Origin of the sequence: Paenibacillus sp. FSL H8-0537 (genome assembly GCF_038051995.1) — a bacterium.
In the GTDB taxonomy this organism is placed as follows: domain Bacteria; phylum Bacillota; class Bacilli; order Paenibacillales; family Paenibacillaceae; genus Pristimantibacillus.
Map to the genome: position 1 here is coordinate 1,076,882 of NZ_CP150290.1, position 16,941 is coordinate 1,093,822.

General features: G+C 51.8%; 12 protein-coding genes. 9 read left to right on the forward strand and 3 right to left on the reverse strand.

Features of this window, described 5'->3' with window-relative positions:
- Positions 1-2: 2 nt before the first annotated feature.
- On the reverse strand, positions 3-1,223 hold the full coding sequence (locus MHB80_RS04465; RefSeq protein ID WP_341281045.1) for a hypothetical protein: 1,221 nt from the start codon (positions 1,221-1,223) through the stop codon (positions 3-5).
- A gap of 248 nt (positions 1,224-1,471) precedes the next feature.
- Here MHB80_RS04465 and MHB80_RS04470 point away from each other — a divergent pair, with 248 nt between their 5' ends.
- A complete protein-coding gene (locus tag MHB80_RS04470) occupies positions 1,472-2,326 on the forward strand; it encodes a YheC/YheD family protein (protein ID WP_341281046.1) in 855 nt (284 codons plus the stop codon).
- A 114-nt stretch (positions 2,327-2,440) separates the two neighbouring features.
- Here MHB80_RS04470 and MHB80_RS04475 read toward each other — a convergent pair whose 3' ends face one another.
- Positions 2,441-3,340, reverse strand: coding sequence for a LysR family transcriptional regulator (locus MHB80_RS04475; RefSeq protein WP_341281047.1), 900 nt, complete (start codon positions 3,338-3,340; stop codon positions 2,441-2,443).
- A 134-nt stretch (positions 3,341-3,474) separates the two neighbouring features.
- Here MHB80_RS04475 and MHB80_RS04480 point away from each other — a divergent pair, with 134 nt between their 5' ends.
- The 5 genes from MHB80_RS04480 to MHB80_RS04500 all read left to right on the forward strand — a co-directional run bounded on the left by MHB80_RS04480 (position 3,475) and on the right by MHB80_RS04500 (position 10,988).
- Positions 3,475-4,521, forward strand: coding sequence for a 2,3-butanediol dehydrogenase (locus tag MHB80_RS04480; RefSeq protein WP_341281048.1), 1,047 nt, complete (start codon positions 3,475-3,477; stop codon positions 4,519-4,521).
- Between the two features lie 349 nt (positions 4,522-4,870).
- The gene (locus tag MHB80_RS04485; protein ID WP_341282861.1) at positions 4,871-5,740 is read left to right on the forward strand and encodes an ABC transporter permease subunit; all 870 of its coding nucleotides are present in this window, start codon (positions 4,871-4,873) and stop codon (positions 5,738-5,740) included.
- A gap of 12 nt (positions 5,741-5,752) precedes the next feature.
- Entirely contained in the window at positions 5,753-6,640 is an 888-nt protein-coding gene (locus tag MHB80_RS04490) for a carbohydrate ABC transporter permease (RefSeq protein ID WP_341281049.1), read from the forward strand.
- Positions 6,641-6,653: 13 nt separating this feature from the next.
- Positions 6,654-9,293, forward strand: a complete 2,640-nt coding sequence (locus MHB80_RS04495; protein WP_341281050.1) for a glycosyl hydrolase — start codon at positions 6,654-6,656, stop codon at positions 9,291-9,293.
- Positions 9,294-9,446: 153 nt separating this feature from the next.
- Complete coding sequence (locus tag MHB80_RS04500) at positions 9,447-10,988, forward strand: DUF5597 domain-containing protein (RefSeq protein WP_341281051.1); 1,542 nt, start codon at positions 9,447-9,449, stop codon at positions 10,986-10,988.
- Positions 10,989-11,407: 419 nt separating this feature from the next.
- On the opposite strand, the gene MHB80_RS04505 is transcribed toward MHB80_RS04500, so the two are convergent.
- A complete protein-coding gene (locus tag MHB80_RS04505) occupies positions 11,408-12,451 on the reverse strand; it encodes a LacI family DNA-binding transcriptional regulator (protein WP_341281052.1) in 1,044 nt (347 codons plus the stop codon).
- A 283-nt stretch (positions 12,452-12,734) separates the two neighbouring features.
- Here MHB80_RS04505 and MHB80_RS04510 point away from each other — a divergent pair, with 283 nt between their 5' ends.
- The 3 genes from MHB80_RS04510 (at position 12,735) to MHB80_RS04520 (ending at position 16,940) form a co-directional block, all read left to right on the forward strand.
- Positions 12,735-14,540 carry a DUF5605 domain-containing protein gene (locus tag MHB80_RS04510; RefSeq protein WP_341281053.1) on the forward strand — a complete coding sequence of 602 codons (1,806 nt, stop codon included), beginning with the start codon at positions 12,735-12,737 and terminating at the stop codon, positions 14,538-14,540.
- Between the two features lie 55 nt (positions 14,541-14,595).
- Complete coding sequence (locus MHB80_RS04515; RefSeq protein ID WP_341281054.1) at positions 14,596-16,029, forward strand: L-fucose/L-arabinose isomerase family protein; 1,434 nt, start codon at positions 14,596-14,598, stop codon at positions 16,027-16,029.
- A gap of 65 nt (positions 16,030-16,094) precedes the next feature.
- The gene (locus tag MHB80_RS04520) at positions 16,095-16,940 is read left to right on the forward strand and encodes a transketolase (protein WP_341282862.1); all 846 of its coding nucleotides are present in this window, start codon (positions 16,095-16,097) and stop codon (positions 16,938-16,940) included.
- Position 16,941 lies beyond the last annotated feature (1 nt).

Sequence of the window (16,941 nt, forward strand, 5' to 3'; positions counted from 1 at the left end):
TCCTAAAAATAAAGTTTTTTCGATTTGACCGCTCCTCGCTCAAGCGTCTCATCTTCCGCTGCGCGCGTCACCACGATGCCGGACAGCATGCGACCCCGAATCATTTGGCCAATCGCTTCGATTTTTTGCTCAATGGCTTGCTGTATAACGGTAAGCATGCCATCGTCCAGCCTTTTGCTGCGAATATGGATGGACAGTTTATTACCCTGCAGCCGGACGCGCAGCTCGGCGTCGCTTACGAATTGCTGGACGACGCTTTCGATGTCGTAGAGGCTTATTTTTTCCCCGTGCTTCAGGTCGGTTCCAATCCGTTTCGAGATGCAGCTGAACGTTTGCCGTACCTGTCCATCAATGATGACCGTGCCGAAATCCCTAATCACATCGTAGGTGACATAACGAATGGCGGGAAACAGGGTGCGCTTGAATGACGTAAGCACAAGCACCGTCTCATTGTCCTCCAGCGCATCGAAGCGTGCATCTATTTCGTCAGCACGGAGCGCCTCGGCATGGATGCCAGCATCTAGTACATAAACGCTATGCTCGTGAGAGTAGGAAGCAATAGCGCCGATCTCGATGGAGCCGTAGGTGTCGAGAATATCAAAAGCGCTGATGCCGAACCGCGCAGCCATATTGCCCTGCCAGACTGGCGGCGCAATTTCGCCGACAATAATGATTTTCTGTATGCCGAAGGCCCCCGGATCTGGAGCAGCGGCAGCAATGGCGTCGAGAATGGAAGGCATCGTATACAGCAGCTGTGGGCGAAAAGTGGCCAATCGCTTGATATGCTCCTCTATTGGCAAGGAGAAGGAAAGCGAGTCTGCTTGGAAGCCAAGCTGCTGAAAAATCGTAATGGCTGTGCTAGCCGCATGTCCCGTTCCCATATCAGCCAGCGCCCTTGTAACAACTGCTGGGCTCCTTGCCAGCCACTCTCGGAAGCAGTCCGCCTTGCTGGCGATGTATTGCTCATCATCCTCCGGAGAATAATAAATCGCTTTGCGTATGCCGGAGGACGTTCCCGACGTACGGTACACGGAGAGCCCGGCTTCTGTCCGCAGCTCCTGCGTGAAATAATGCTCCTCCAACCTATCCGCCGTCATAAGCGGCAGTTCCGGCAGTACAGCAGCGTTCAGTTCAATGCCCTGCTCTGCAAGCAGCTCTCCATACCAAGGATGAAAATGGCAAATAAGAGCAAGGTGCTGCTGAAGCGTCTGTTTTGGCTCCATGTATGCCTATGCCTCCTAACTAACGTACCGATGGCGGCCGCGTATTGGGAATCCAAGCAAAAACGACTTCGTCGTCCTTCTGGGACGAGCGAAGAGCTTTGCCTTAGAATCGAACAAACATCCTGACAGGTTGCCTTAATTAAGCATATGAAGCCGCTGCATGATGGTTCGTTCTATGCCGACAGCGGCCTACAACCATTTTTCAAAAAGGTTCGTATGCTAATAGGAGAATAGAATGGAGGGGTAAAGTGACGAGGAGCAGGAAGATATCGACGGGGTTGCGTGTGAGGAGCAGCGGCCGCAAAGGAAGCAAAATTGTGAAGAGCAAGAGCCGGATTATTGGGGATAAGTGGAGCAAAACGATCGCGATGCGGAAGGATCTAACGCTGAACAAGCACATCCCGCGGACGAAGCTGGCGACAAAGGACAGCCTGCGCAGCATGCTGACGCAATATAGAATGGTCTATGTGAAGCCTTCGCGGGGCTCGCAGGGGCGCGGAGTCATGAGGATGGAGAAGCTGGGGGCGAAGTATACGTATCAATTAGGATCGAAAAAATCGACCTTTACCACGTACGCGGCAGCTTACCGTTCGATTCATAAGGAGATGAAGGGGAAGCGGTATTTGGTGCAAAAGGGCATTCGCCTGCTGAAGCATAAAGGACGCCGCTTCGATATTCGGCTTATGGTGCAGCGCGCACCGCAGGGCGGCTGGGCAGCGACCGGGACGCTTGGCAGAGCGGCCCATCCGGGCAAAATTGTAACCAATGGCAGCCAAGGCGGATCGATTTATTCGACCGTGCAAGTGCTTAAGTCACATGCTGGGCCAGCAGGGCGCCGGAAATTGCTGAAAAGCATGGATCGGCTTGGCCTTCGCACAGCGCGGCTGCTGCGCGGCGTTTCTCCCGGCATCAAGGAACTGGGCCTCGACTTTGCAATTGACGCGAAGCTGAAGCCATGGATTCTTGAGGTGAATACCGTGCCGGCCGTTTGCCCGTTCTCGCTGCTGGCCGATCAGTCTATGCTGCGGCGAATCGTTAGATATGGCAAAGCATATGGAAAGACCTACCAGCTTAAATGCACCAAGGCGAAGCGCGGAAAATAAGCGGCAAGCGCTGCCAGTGCAGCGAAGCGAAGCTAAGGCCTTGTGCCAGATAAGAGAAGGCACAAGGCCAGCTTGTGAATGGTTCTTCGAATTTTTCTTATATATAAAAGCGGTCTACTTGAACGTATATTCATGCTCAAAACGGTTTATAAAATAATCCATTACCGGAGCATTCGGACGGGTTTTAGCTCGGACCCAGCCAAAGTGGACAGGCTGCTGAAAAAAATCTTCAATTTCAAGCATTGCAAATTGCCGGATCGTTTCGTTGGCATTTTGCCTAAAGGAATAGTCATGGCCGATTGATACAGCTAGCCCCTCCAGCAATGCGCTTTGAATGGCGACATCGTAATCGGTTCGAAATAACACCTCCACGGGCCCGTGCTGCCTGGTGAAATCAAGGATAAACTGGTCGACATGATCATCCTTGTACAGGACGAAAGGGTATTGCCGCAATTCCTCCGGCGATATGGATGCCCGTGAGGCAAGCGGAGATTGTGCGCCAACGAGCGCCACCATTTTTCCCTTGCACAGCGAATGAAACGAGAGACCCTCTATTGGCAGCTTGTCTTCCCGCATCGCAATCATGCCAAGATCAGCCAGCCCCTCCCGCACGCTGCCAAGCGTATTCAATGAGCCGTCCTCAGATACCTCGATGCGAAGAGCGGGATGCTCCTTTTTTAGCCAAGCGATCACTTTAACCATCGTCTTCATTTGGGCGGGCATCGTGGACAGGCGCAGCTCGCCGCTTAGGCTGCTCAGGCTGCTAGCTGCTTCCAGTCGAATTTCCTCGATAATTTTGGCTGCTTCATGTACTTTTTTTATAATGGATGCACCTTCTGCGGTAGGCAAGGTGCCGGTTCGTGCACGTCTAAACAGCTTTAGCCCCAGCTCCTTCTCCAGACTAGTGATGGATTGGCTAAGCGCAGATTGGGAAATATGAAGATTCGCTGCTGCTTCAGACAATGATTTGGATTTGCTCAATTCGACGACATACATCAGCTGCTCAAGGTTCATAGGTCGCTTCCTTTACATAAGTATTACTTAATTAAATGTAAGTATAATTAAATATATTTAATTTAACAACAGGAGTACAATAACGGTAAGAAAATATAAGCGCTATCATTTTATTGCTAAAGGAGATGTGGTTTATGAAAGCTGCTGTTATTTATGGAGCTAAAGATGTCCGTATCGAAAATGTGAACGAGCCTGCAGCTGCTGCAGGCCAAGTGAAAATAAAGGTAGAATGGGCCGGAATTTGCGGAAGCGACCTGCATGCCTACCATCATGGGTTTGGCGTATCGGCTGAGCCTCATCCCGTGACAGGACGCGGTCTTCCGCTTGTGCTGGGCCATGAATTTGCTGGGGTTGTAACCGAGCTTGGCGAAGGTGTAACGAATCTGGCTGTTGGAGATCGCGTAGCTGTAGAGCCGATCGTGTATGCCGAGGATGACTATTATGTACAGCGCGGCAAGTACAATCTGGCTAGTCCGTTTGCTTTCCTTGGTTTGCAGGATGATGGCGGATTTGCTCAATATGCAATCGCAAATGCGAGCAAAGCTCATAAGCTTCCAAGCAATGTTTCACTTGAAGAAGGGGCATTGATGGAGCCGACCGCTGTAACGGTTCATGCAGTTAAGGGAAGCCAGTTGAAAATTGGAGACGCGGTCGTTGTTTATGGCGCAGGCCCAATTGGTCTTTTAACGATTATGGCGGCGAAGGCAGCTGGAGCCGCAAGCGTTATTGCCGTAGATATTTCCCCTGAACGTCTAAGAAAAGCGCTTGAGGTCGGAGCAAGCTCGGTTGTGAACAGCTTGGAAGCAGATGCAACAAAAGAGATATTGGCCCAGCATGCAAACGGCGTAGATGTGGCCTTTGAAGCGGCAGGCGCTCAGGCGACATTCACAAGCGCGCTGGAAGTCATCAAAAAAGGCGGACAGCTGCTCATTATTGCCGGCTATGCCAGCCCCGTTACCTTGGATGTAAACAGCATTTTGGTGAAGGAGATATCAATTAAAACTTCACTTGCCTACCATCATATTTTCCCAGAGGTCATCGCCATGGTTTCCTCAGGACGCCTTGATATTAAGAAGGTCATCACGAAAAAAATCAAGCTGGACAACCTCGTTGAGGAAGGTCTAGAGCTGCTCATCAAAGACAAAGCGCAGGCGAAAATTTTAATTCATACGCAGTCATAGTTCTATTATTGAAAACAAATAGGCTGTTCCAAAGGTCATGCAAATGGACCTTGGAACAGCCTATTTGTTTTGGCTAGCATGAGGCTTTCAATGGTGGGGCAGGCAGCAGGAGCGTCGTAATAGTGCAAATGAGAAGTCGTCTGAGCGGTAGAGGGCGCACGGGCGCATGCACTATCATCAAAGTATAAGACAGCGACAAGCTCATGCTGAAGAAAGAAGGGGTTCACCTATGGAACAAACGACGGGAAATAAAGGGACAGTGGCAGCGGCAGCTCCCCAGCAGGCAAAGCAGGTTGCCAAATCAAATGTGAAAAAGAAACAGTTCAAGCGCTATTTGCCTTTGTTTCTAATGATGCTTCCTGGGCTGGCGTATTTGATCATTAACAATTATGCACCGATGTTCGGTCTCATTATCGCCTTCAAAAACATCAATTTTGCCCAGGGGATTTGGGGCAGTGATTGGATTGGGCTGCAAAACTTCGAATATTTGTTCAAAACGACAGATGCCTACATCATTACGCGAAATACGATTTTGTATAACGGCGGCTTTATTATATTGAATTTGGTCATTGCGGTAGGAATAGCGATTTTGCTCAATGAAATTCGCAGTAAAATTATGGCTCGCTTTTATCAAAGCGTCGTGCTGCTGCCTTTTCTCATATCGATGGTTATTGTCAGCTACTTGGTTTATGCGGTGCTTAGCATTGAAACAGGCTTTATGAACAAGACGGTGCTTCCGTTTCTGGGACTCGATGCGATTTCATGGTACAGCGAGGCGCAATACTGGCCTTATATTTTGACAATCGTGCATATATGGAAAAGCGTTGGTTTCTACTGCGTCGTATATTTGGCAGCCATTATCGGAATCGATCAGGAATATTATGAAGCGGCAACGCTCGATGGCGCATCCAAATGGCAGCAGATTAAATCCATTACGCTGCCGCTCATTTCGCCAGTTATTACGATGATGACGCTGCTTGCAATCGGCCGGATTTTTTACTCCGACTTCGGCTTGTTTTATCAGGTTCCGATGGATGCAGGTGCGCTCAGTGATACGACGAACGTTATTGACACTTACGTATATCGCGGCTTAATGCAGCTTGGTGATATCGGGATGTCCTCTGCAGCAGGCTTGTATCAATCCTTGGTCGGATTCATTCTGGTTCTGCTCGCGAATTATATTGTACGCAAAATCAACAAAGACAACGCATTATTCTAAGGAGTGAATGACATGACGCATGAAAATAAAATATGGCAGTGGTCAGCCAACCTATTTATGATGGCCGTATCGATTGCTTGCCTGCTGCCCTTTGCCTTATTGGTTATATCCTCTTTCACCGATGAGCAGGCGATTATCAGCAATGGCTATTCCTTTTTCCCTGAACAGTTCAGCTTGACGGCTTACCGTTATTTGCTTGATCAATCGCAGGAGCTGCTGCGGGCTTATGGCATAACAATATTGGTTACCGTTCTGGGCACGTCGGTCAGCTTGGTGATTACGTCCATGCTTGCTTATCCGTTGTCGAGGAGAGATATCCCCCTGCGTAATCCACTAGCGTTTTTCGTTTTTTTCACGATGCTGTTTAACGGCGGCCTTGTGCCAACTTACCTCATTTACACGCAGTATCTCGATATTAAAAATACGATCTGGGCGCTTATTATTCCAGGCCTCCTAATGAACGGCTTTAACGTTATGCTCATGCGCACGTTTTTTATAACGTCCATTCCTGTCCCGATTTTGGAATCGGCTTACATTGACGGGGCAACTGAATTCAGAACCTTTCGTTCGATCGTGCTGCCGCTGTCGCTGCCGATTTTGGCTACGATTGGCTTGTTTCAGACCATTGGCTATTGGAATGACTGGTTTAACGGGCTCGTTTATTTAACAGATCCGAAGCTGTTCAGCATTCAGAACATTTTGAACCGAATATTGACGGATATTCAATTTCTGTCGAACAGCGGCCTTGGCTCGAATGCTAGTCAAAGCATGGCGAAAATGCCAAGCGGCACCGTGCGGATGGCAATTGCTGTAGTCGGCGTCATTCCGATTCTTGTCGCTTATCCATTTTTCCAAAAATATTTTGTTAAAGGCATTACGATCGGTGCTGTAAAAGGGTAGGGGGACGACGATAATGGCTGAACGCTTACGTCATGTATTGGCAGGCGAAGAAGAAAACTATATTATGCCTCTTCTGTGGCAGCGCGGCGAAGAGGAAGGACAGATCCGCGAGGAAATGGAGCGAATCTATGCTTCAGGGATCAAGGCGGTCATCGTGGAATCGCGTCCCCATCCGGATATGCTTGGTCCCGGCTGGTGGCGGGATATCGATATCATTATGGACGAGGCTCGCAGCCGAGGCATGAAGGTGTGGTTTTTCGATGACGACCATTTTCCGACGGGACATGCGGCAGGCAAGCTGAAGGAAGCTCCAGCCGAGCTGCGCAGAACGTATTTGGCGGAGCGGCATATTGATGCTGTCGGCCCGGCTCCGCAAGCCTCCTTCCTGCTCCATACGCTGCTCCAGCCGGGCGATAGGTTAGTTGCGGCTGTTGCGGTTAAGCGTGAAGGTAAGCCGAGTGTTGATGCGGCTGAACAGCTTAGCGGATTTATTGAGCTGACAGCCAGTGTGCAAAATAATGTGCTTTACTGGGATATTCCCGCAGGCTTTTGGCGCATTTTCGTCCTAATTGAGACAGCGGAAGGCGCGGAGGAAGCGAAACGGAACTATATTAATCCGATTGTACCGGAGTCAACGCAAGTATTAATCGACGCGATTTATGAGGGTTATTACGAGCGGTATCGGGACGACTTTGGCAAAACGCTCGCTGGTTTTTTCTCCGATGAGCCGGGCTTCTACAACGATAAAACGACGTTTGACTTCAACTCCAGACTAGGGAAAAAGGGCATCGTTCTGCCGTGGCGCCACGATATGCTGGAGCTGCTGTCCGCCGAGTTCGGACAGCCTGTTGCGGCATTGCTGCCGCTGCTGTGGTACGAGGGCGGCGAGCAGACGGAAGCGCTGCGCTATACGTTTATGAATACGGTCAGCAAGCTGTATGCCGAGCATTTCTGCGGCAAGCTGGGCGATTGGTGCCGCGAGCGCGGCGTCGAGTATATCGGACATATCATTGAGGATAACAATGTGCATGCGCGGCTCGGCTGTGGGCCGGGACATTTCTTCCGCTCGATGTGGGGGCAGGATATGGCTGGCATTGACGTCGTGCTGCATCAAATTATGCCAGGCTTTGACGAGGTGCCATTTACTTGGATTGCCGGAGAAACGGACAGCGAGTTTTTTCATTATGCCCTAGCGAAGCTTGGTTCATCTCTGGCGCATATCGATCCCAAGAAAAAGGGTCGGGCGATGTGCGAAGTATTCGGCGCCTATGGCTGGAGCGAAGGCCTCAAGCTGATGAAATGGCTGACCGACCATATGCTCGTTCGCGGCATTAACTATTTCGTGCCCCACGCTTTTTCGCAAAAAGAGTTCCCGGATGCCGACTGCCCGCCGCATCTGTATGCACGCGGCGAAAATCCGCAATACCGCTATTATCGCCAGCTCAATGATTATACGAACCGCATCAGCCATTTGCTGAACGGGGGGCGCCATTATGCGACGGCGGCGGTGCTTTACCATGCGGATGCGGAGTGGTCAGGCGCTGAGGCGATGCTGATTCAGAAGCCCATTAAGGCGCTGATGCAGGCGCAAATCGACTGCGATATTATTCCGTTTGATATTCTGGCTTCTGGAGCGTTCGCGGTGAAGGACGGCGAGCTGCTTGTGGCAAAGGAGGAATACCAGTGCCTCATTGTGCCTTATGCGGAAGCGCTGCCGGCAGTACTCATGGAGCAGCTTGCCGAGCTGGCAGAAGCAGGGCTGAAGGTACTGTTTGTAGATGGGCTGCCTGCCCGCACGATTGAGGGCGGCGGCGAAGCGGTGGAGCTTAAGCGCCTGAAAGCGCTGGAGCACGCAGCGATTGTTCCGCTTGCCGAGCTCGCGGCGACGCTTCGCTATGAAGGCATGTACGATATTGAGACGGCGGATGCCGCGCCGTATTTGCGTTATTACCATTATGGGCATCCAGACAGCGATGTATATTTCTTTTTCAACGAGCATCCTTATGAGACGGTGGATACGGATGTCAGCTTCCAGACCTCCGCTCGGATGATGATTTATAACGCCTTTGACAATCAGCTGAGCGAGGCAAGCGTAGAGCAGGCTGACGGCGTGAACCGCCTGAGGGTAAGGCTAAGCGCCTACGAGACTTTAATCGTGCTGTCGGGAGAAGCGCTGCCGCAACTGGCGGTACAGACGCTGCCCGATTGTACAGCATGTGTACCGGTAGAGCTGACTGGCGAATGGACGGTTGCAACCTCCGGTGCGCTGCAATATCCGGTATTTGAAAGCTACGGCAACCTGAGCGAGCTTGAAAATATCAATGCCCCGCACCTGCTGCCGGATTTCACCGGAACGATTCGCTATGAGCTTTCCTTCGATTGGAATGGCGAGGGCGAGCCGTTGTACTTGGATTTGGGTGCCGCGTTTGAGACAGCGGAGGCATCGGTAAATGGCGTGAAGCTGGGTACGGCGATTGCTCCGCCTTATCGCTTTGCAGCTGGCGCGAATGTTCAGCCGGGAACGAACCAGCTTGTCATTGAAGTGACCAATACGCTGGGCAAGCAGCAAAAGGATTTCTTCTCGCGCTTTATGCAGCAGGAGCCAGGCGGTTTAATTGGGCCCGTGCAGCTGCTTGTAAAGTCGAAGGACTAAGGACTAAGGACTAAGGGTTAATGACAAAGGTCTAAGGAAGCCGCTGAATTTATAAAGCTATTAAATCGAAGCGTGGTGAAAACGTTGGAGTAAGGCTCCTTTTTTCTCCGCGCTTCTATACGTAGACTGTTGAAATGGAAGGGGTTAGACATAATGCAGCAAATCCCTCATTTGGTGAGCGAGAATGGTACAGCCACCTTATACGTAAATGGTGAGCCGTACCTTGCGCTTGGCGGGGAAATACACAATTCCAGCGCTTCAAATCTGGCTTATATGCAGGAGAAGGTGTGGCCGGAAGTTCGCAAGCTGAATTTAAATACAATTATTGCCCCTGTATATTGGGAATTAATCGAGCCAGAGCAGGGAGTGTTTGATTTTTCGCTCGTAGAAGGTTTAATTGAGCAGGCCCGTGCGGAAAAAATTTGCTTAGTGCTGCTTTGGTTCGGCTTATGGAAAAATGGCAAGTCCAGCTACGTGCCGAGCTGGGTGAAACGAGACTATGCGACGTATTTCCGTGCCGCCTATGCCGATGGTTCGCCAACGGACACCATTTCTCCGCTGTGTGAAGCGGCGGTAACGGCTGATGCGGCAGCCTTCCAGCGTTTGATGGCGTTTCTTAAAGCGTTTGATGAGGGAAAGCACACCGTTATTATGATGCAGGTAGAAAACGAAATCGGCTTTCTAGGCAGTGATCGGGATTATTCAGCAGCGGCGAATGCTGTATTTGAAGCGGCAGTGCCTCAGCAGGTAGCTGACGCATATGGCGTACAGGGCAGCTGGGAGCAGGCTTTTGGAACGGATGCAGGCGAATGGTTCATGGCGTACCATTATGCGCTGGCAGTTGAACGAATTGCGAGCGCTGGCAGTGAGCCTTATCCGCTACCGATGTTCGTCAATGCATGGCTGGAGCAATATCCATGGCGTGCAGGCACGTATCCAAGCGGCGGGCCAGTTGCCAAGGTGATGAAAATGTGGAAGCTTGCAGCACCGACCCTATGCCTATATGCTCCTGATATTTATTTGTCCAGCTTTGCGGACGTTTGTAAGGAATACACGCAGGATGGCAACCCGCTGTTCATCCCTGAGGCGCGGCGAGACGTCTCGTCGGCGGCCAATGTGTTTTACGCCATGGGCCAGCATGATGCACTAGGATTTGCACCGTTTGGTATTGAGGGCTTTTTTCCTGAGGAAGCTGCAAGCGGCGGGCCTGATTTCAGCATTATGATGGCGTTGAATATTGATTTTTCCGGGTTTATCGTAAATGGAACAGGCCCGTACCTTGCGGCAAGCTATAAGCTGCTCGGCGGAATGCTGGGGCTGATTGGGCAAAATCGCGGAACGGGAAAAATGACCGGTTTTCTCCAGCAAAACGATGGCGGCTGTATACTCCCCTTCTCGCGCTACGATGTGAAGCTGTCCTACAAACGGGCAGCAGAAGGGACGCCTCCGGCAGGCGGGCTCGTCATTGAGCTGTCCGATGACCGGTTTATTTTCGCCGGGATCGGCTTTTCGGTGGAGCTGCTGCCTAAACAGGGTGAACGCGCGAAGGTCGGCTTGATCCGCGTGGAGGAAGGTGCATTCGAGCAAAATGAGTGGGTGCGGGGCAGAGTGCTGAACGGCGATGAGTCTGCGTATCGCATTGCGGTGGGCGATTACGCCTCTGCTCTTTATATTGAGGCTTACAAATACAAGTAATAGGCGCAGCTGTGCCTATGAATTGGGGCTTGGGGTTTGCATCTTACACCTTGCACAAAGCTAGACTTGGTGGACACAGCAGCGGCTATTTCATCCAAAACACGGGTTGTGGCACCGGCTGCGGACTCAGAAGCCGCTAATGTGCTGGAAATAGCCATTTTGACAGGAGAAAGACGGTCATAACGGATTTCCTGTCCGCGTGCGCCCTGAAAGCGGTTCAAAAGCCAAAATAGCGGAAACTCAGTCCTTCAAAAAAGAGGGGCGCTCCGAGTACCCCGAACGCCGCGAGTACCCCGAACACCCCGATGACCCCGAGCGCCGCGAGTACCCCGAACGCCCCGGGCTGCGTGGTCTCAGTAACAATTTCAAAAGTAGCCCCTCCTGGCTCTCGCAATGCGCGGTCCTGGAAGGGCTATTCGTCATCGATTAGCTGGTGCGCTGGACGAGTGGCGGACGATAAACTGCGTGTCGACGGCAATTTTGGTTTTGACCTCATGGTCCTGTTCAATGGCTTCAATCGCCAAATCAACGGCTAGATGGGCCATGCGTTCTTTTTCAACATGAACGGTCGTGAGCTCCGGTGAAACAATCCGCGCCTCCGAAATGTTGTCGAAGCCGACGACAGAGGTGTCCTCGGGAACGCGGAACCCAAGTTCGGTCAGCGTCTTGATGGCGCTGATCGCGATATAGTCGCATTCGCAGAAGAAGGCGGTCGGCAGTTGGCGTCCGGCAGCTTGATAGGCGGCGAGCTGATTTTTCAGCTCCTCCTGGAATGAGGTTATCGTCGGGGCTACGGAGAAAATATCATTCTCGTCGATTGACAGTCCCCGCTCCTCTAAAGCGGACATAAACCCTTTGCGCCGATCATCAAAATTACTGATCCGCACATTGGAGGCCAAATAGCCGATATGCTCATGGCCAAGCTCGCATAGATGCTCGCCCGCCTGATAACCGCCCATCACATTGTTAATCGTAATGAAATGGACGGGAAGCGTTTCAAAGCATGTATCGAGCACAACGAGCTGTGCCGGCAAGCTTTCAGCCAAGCTTGCAATTTGCCCCCTATCAAGGTTCGTGCCGAGCAAAATGACGCCATCACTGCGGATATCCTCCGCCAAGGCATGGCTGTCACTGGAAAAAGCGTTGACGTCAATCGACGTAAACAGCAGCGAATACCCCTTGGCGCGGCAGCGCACCTCTATATAATGAATGAGCTCGCGGAAAAAAGGCTGTTGATAATATTGTTCCAATACGATGCCAGAGTTGGCTAGAACGAGAAAGGTCAGCGATTTGCTGGCGGCTTCCGGCTGGGCGGCACGCGTTTTAGGCAGATAACCATTGTCCTTCGCAACCTGTAAAATACGCTCGCGGGTTTCTTGTCCAATGCCCGGCTTGCCGCTGAAGGCAAGCGAAACAGCTGATTTAGATACGCCAGCAAGAGCAGCGATGTCTTCCATTTTCACAATAAGTGATTCTCCCTTCGAGCTTGTAGCCGATTGTTTAGTAAGTTTAGTGTATATCCAGCAGACATTAAAAGCAATGGACAATGCTAGTTTAGCTAAATAATTTAGTTAATATACTAAATTAAAGCGTTTTATTTATATAAACTTATTGACTTGATGCCGTTTTACTGCTAAATTAGGGGTAAGAATGCAGGAATAGTCCATCAATAGTTTAGTATTTAGTTTAGTTCGTTCGACTAAACTTATAATAGCCAAAAGCAGAAGCCAATAGGAGGACGCGAAGATGATTTTTAGCGAAGAAACGAAGATCGGATATATTTGGGCAAGCCCGGAGGGGCGGAAGGTATTGTTGAAGCATGCTCCTGAGCTTGCGGATTCGCCTTATCTTTCTTTTATTAAAATGAATACGCTGCCACGCTTCGCAACCTCAAACCAAGCCTTAATGCGCTCGCCGGAATGGGTAGCAGAGGTGCTGGGCGAGCTCTCTGGCATTGAATATGTAATTGAAGATGAAACGGAGCAGAAGGCTGCTTCTGCTTTAGACAATGAGAGCAATGAAGGTTCAGCAGCACAGCTTTCGGCAGGAGTAACGTTAGAGGCACAGGCTGAAGCTGAGGGATCAGCGAAGCTGCTTGCGCAGGGTGAAGTTGCGCGCTGGGACGTTTATGAGCTGGAGCTGCATGGCCCCGCTCATGGCAACCCTTTCACGGACGCGGCGATCAGCGCCGTGTTCAGCCAAGGAGAGCGAAGCCTCTCCGCCCAAGGCTTCTATGATGGCGACGGCATCTACCGCGTGCGCTTTATGCCCGATGCCGAAGGCGAGTGGCACTATCGCACGAGCAGCAGCGTCGGCGCCATGAACGGCATTACGGGCAGCTTTGCCTGCCGCAGCGCCGAAGCTGGAAACAACGGTCCGGTTCGGGTAGCGGACACGTTTCATTTTGCCTACGAGGACGGCAGCCGTTATTTGCCTGTAGGAACCACCTGCTATGCGTGGACGCATCAGGGGCAGGAGCTGGAGGAGCAGACGCTTGCGACGCTCGCGCAGACGCCTTTCAACAAGCTGCGGATGTGCGTGTTCCCCAAGGCTTACCTCTTTAATGAAAATGAACCGCCGCTTTATCCGTTTGAGCGCTCGGCAGATGGACAATGGGATTTCACGCGCTTTGATCCCGCGTACTTCCGCCATTTGGAGCAGCGGATCGCCGAGTTAGGCAGGCTGGGCATTGAGGCGGACTTGATTTTATTCCATGCCTACGATCGTTGGGGCTTCTCGGAAATGCCGAAGTCGGCGGATGACCGCTACCTGCGCTACATTACAGCACGTCTGGCCGCATACCGCAACGTCTGGTGGTCGCTTGCCAACGAATATGACCTGATGTGGGCGAAGGAGGAGTCGGATTGGGAGCGTTTTGCCCAGATCGTCACGGATAATGACCCTTACGGTCATCTCATCTCCATTCACAATTGCTTCGGCTTTTATGACTATACCCGCTCTTGGATCACCCATTGCAGCGTTCAGCGGGTGGATGTTTACCGGACAGCGGAGAACACCGACCAGTGGCGCAAGGACTGGAACAAGCCGATTGTCATTGACGAATGTGCTTATGAAGGCGACATCGATATGGGCTGGGGCAATATTTCAGGTGAGGAAATGGTGCGCCGCTTCTGGGAAGGTGCGATTCGCGGCGGTTATGTCGGTCATGGGGAGACGTATTTGCACCCCGAGGACATTTTGTGGTGGTCGAAGGGCGGCAAGCTGCATGGCACAAGCCCAGAGCGCATTGCTTTTCTGAGAAAAGTGCTGGAGGAAGGGCCGGAGCAGGGCTTAAATCCATTGCGGTCTGAGTGGGACGCTCCATCGGCTGGCATTGCCGATACGTATTATTTGTTTTATTACGGCTTCAATCAGCCGCGCTACCGGAATTTTACGATGAAGCCGGGCATTGCGTATGAGGTGGAAGTACTGGATACGTGGAACATGACGGTGACCAAGCAGACTGGTACCTATGAAGGAACGTTCCGCATTGAGCTGCCGGGCAAGCCTTACATGGCGATTCAAATGCGGCGCGCCAATGCGTCTGCATAATAGCTTAACAGCTTGGCCTAATCGATCATTATGAGTCAATAAGGGGGAGTCAGTGGTGAAAAAGTTGAAGCTCGGCTACGCGCCGACAAGACGGTTTGTTTTTAGTGCAGAGGATGCGTTTCGGTATAAGGTGCTCATTAAGGAAAAAATCGAAAGCTTCGGCATGGATATAGACATTGTCGATCTTGAGGGTCTCAACAGCGAGGGGCTGCTCTATGATGATCATATTAATGCAGACGAGATTGCGGAGCATTTTCGGCGTGAAAATGTCGATGCGGTTTTTTTCCCGCATTGCAACTTCGGTACCGAAGACACCGTTGCCCGTGTAGGCAAGGCGCTCGGCAAGCCGGTGCTGCTGTGGGGCCCGCGCGATGAGTCGCCGCTCGAAGACGGCATGCGGCTGCGCGATACGCAGTGCGGATTATTCGCTTCCGGCAAGGTGCTGCGCCGCTTCAACGTTCCATTCACCTATGTCACGAACACAAGGGTCGATGATCCGGTGTTCGAGCGCGGCTTCACGAATTTTATCGCCGCGGCGAATGTCGTTCGTAAATTCCGTTCTTTAAGAATTTTGCAAATCGGGCCGCGCCCGGCTTCCTTTTGGACGATGATGTGCAATGAAGGCGAGCTGCTTGAGCGGTTCGGCATTGAAATTCATCCGATTACGCTAGTCGATATTCAGCGCGCCTCGCAGCGCATTGAGAAAGGCAGCAGCTCTGAGCTGGCGCAAGCGATTGACTACATTAAAGCTAAGCTCGACTGGTCGGAAGTGACGGAAGCCGATGTGCGCCGCATTGCTGCGCTTAAGGTAGCGATGAAGCAATATGCCATGCAGACAGGCAGCACAGCAATTGCGATCCAATGCTGGTCGTCGCTGCAGGATGCGATGGGCATTATGCCATGCCTCGCTAATGCGATCCTCACCGATGAGCAAATTCCAGTTACCTGTGAGACAGATATTCACGGTGCGATTACGTCAGTCATGGTGCAGGCGGCGACGATGAATCAGCATCCAACCTTCTTCGCGGATTTGACCGTACGCCATCCGGAAAACGCCAACGGCGAGCTGCTCTTCCATTGTGGCAACTTCCCGGTCTCCTTGTCTGTTGAGAACAAGCCGCGGCTGCGCAAGCATTTTCTGTTCGACGACCATGCACCGGGTACACATGAAGGTGAAATTAAAGGCGGAGGCATGACGCTGGCCCGCTTCGACGGCGACCACGGCGAATACCAGCTGTTTTTAGGCAAAGCCCGCGGCATTCAAGGACCGTACACACGCGGCTCGTATGTATGGGTTGAGGTCAATGATTGGCCGTTGTGGGAAGAGAAGCTGGTCAAAGGTCCTTATGTTCACCACTCCGTTGGCATTCACGCCAATGCGATTCCGGCGCTGTATGAAGCGTGTCAATATATTCCTGGCTTGAAGCCAGATGCAGTTGATCCGACAGAGCGGGAAATTCAGGCATGGCTGCGCGGCTCGGGCTTGTAATCGGAATAGAGGACAACGCTTAAGGAAAACAACGAGGAGGGCTAACGATGGGGAGCAATGCAAGCTTGAGCAGCACGGAGCTCAGAAGCAAGGCGGCACAAATACGGATGGATTTGCTGCGCATGATCCATGGCGCGAAAACAGGACATACGGGCGGCTCATTGAGCAATACGGATATTTTAACGGCCTTATATTATAAAATTATGACGATTGATCCGGCTCGGCCAAAATGGCAGGAGCGCGACCGCTTTATTGCAAGCAAAGGGCACTCAGTAGAATCATTATGGTGCATATTGGCCGACCGCGGCTTTTTCCCGAAGGAGGAGCTTGCGACGTTCAGCCAGTTTGGAACGAGGCTCATCGGGCATCCGAACAATAAAGTGCCAGGCATTGAGATGAATACGGGGGCGCTTGGGCACGGACTGGCGATATCGGTGGGCATGGCGCTTGCCGCGAAGAAGGATGCGAGGGCGAGCCGCGTATTTTGCTTGATGGGCGACGGCGAGCAAGCTGAGGGCTCCGTTTGGGAAGCGGCGATGGCTGGCGCTCATTACAAGCTCGACAATTTGGTCGGCATTATCGACCGCAACCGGCTGCAAATTAGCGGCTCGACGGAAGAGGTCATGGGACTGGAGCCATTGGAGGAAAAATGGGCGGCCTTCGGCTGGCATGTCGTTTCCATCGATGGCAATGATATCGACGCGCTTGTAGAAGCTTTCGAAGCTGCTCCTGCTATAGCAGGCAAACCGACGCTCGTTATGGCGAATACGGTGAAGGGCAAGGGAGTGTCTTTTGCTGAAAATGTTCCGCATTGGCATCACCATGTGCCTAGTGACGAGGAGCTGGCGAAGGCGCTTGCCGAGCTTGAAGCCGTCATCAGCAGCTACACACAGGAAGGGCAGGTGCAATAAG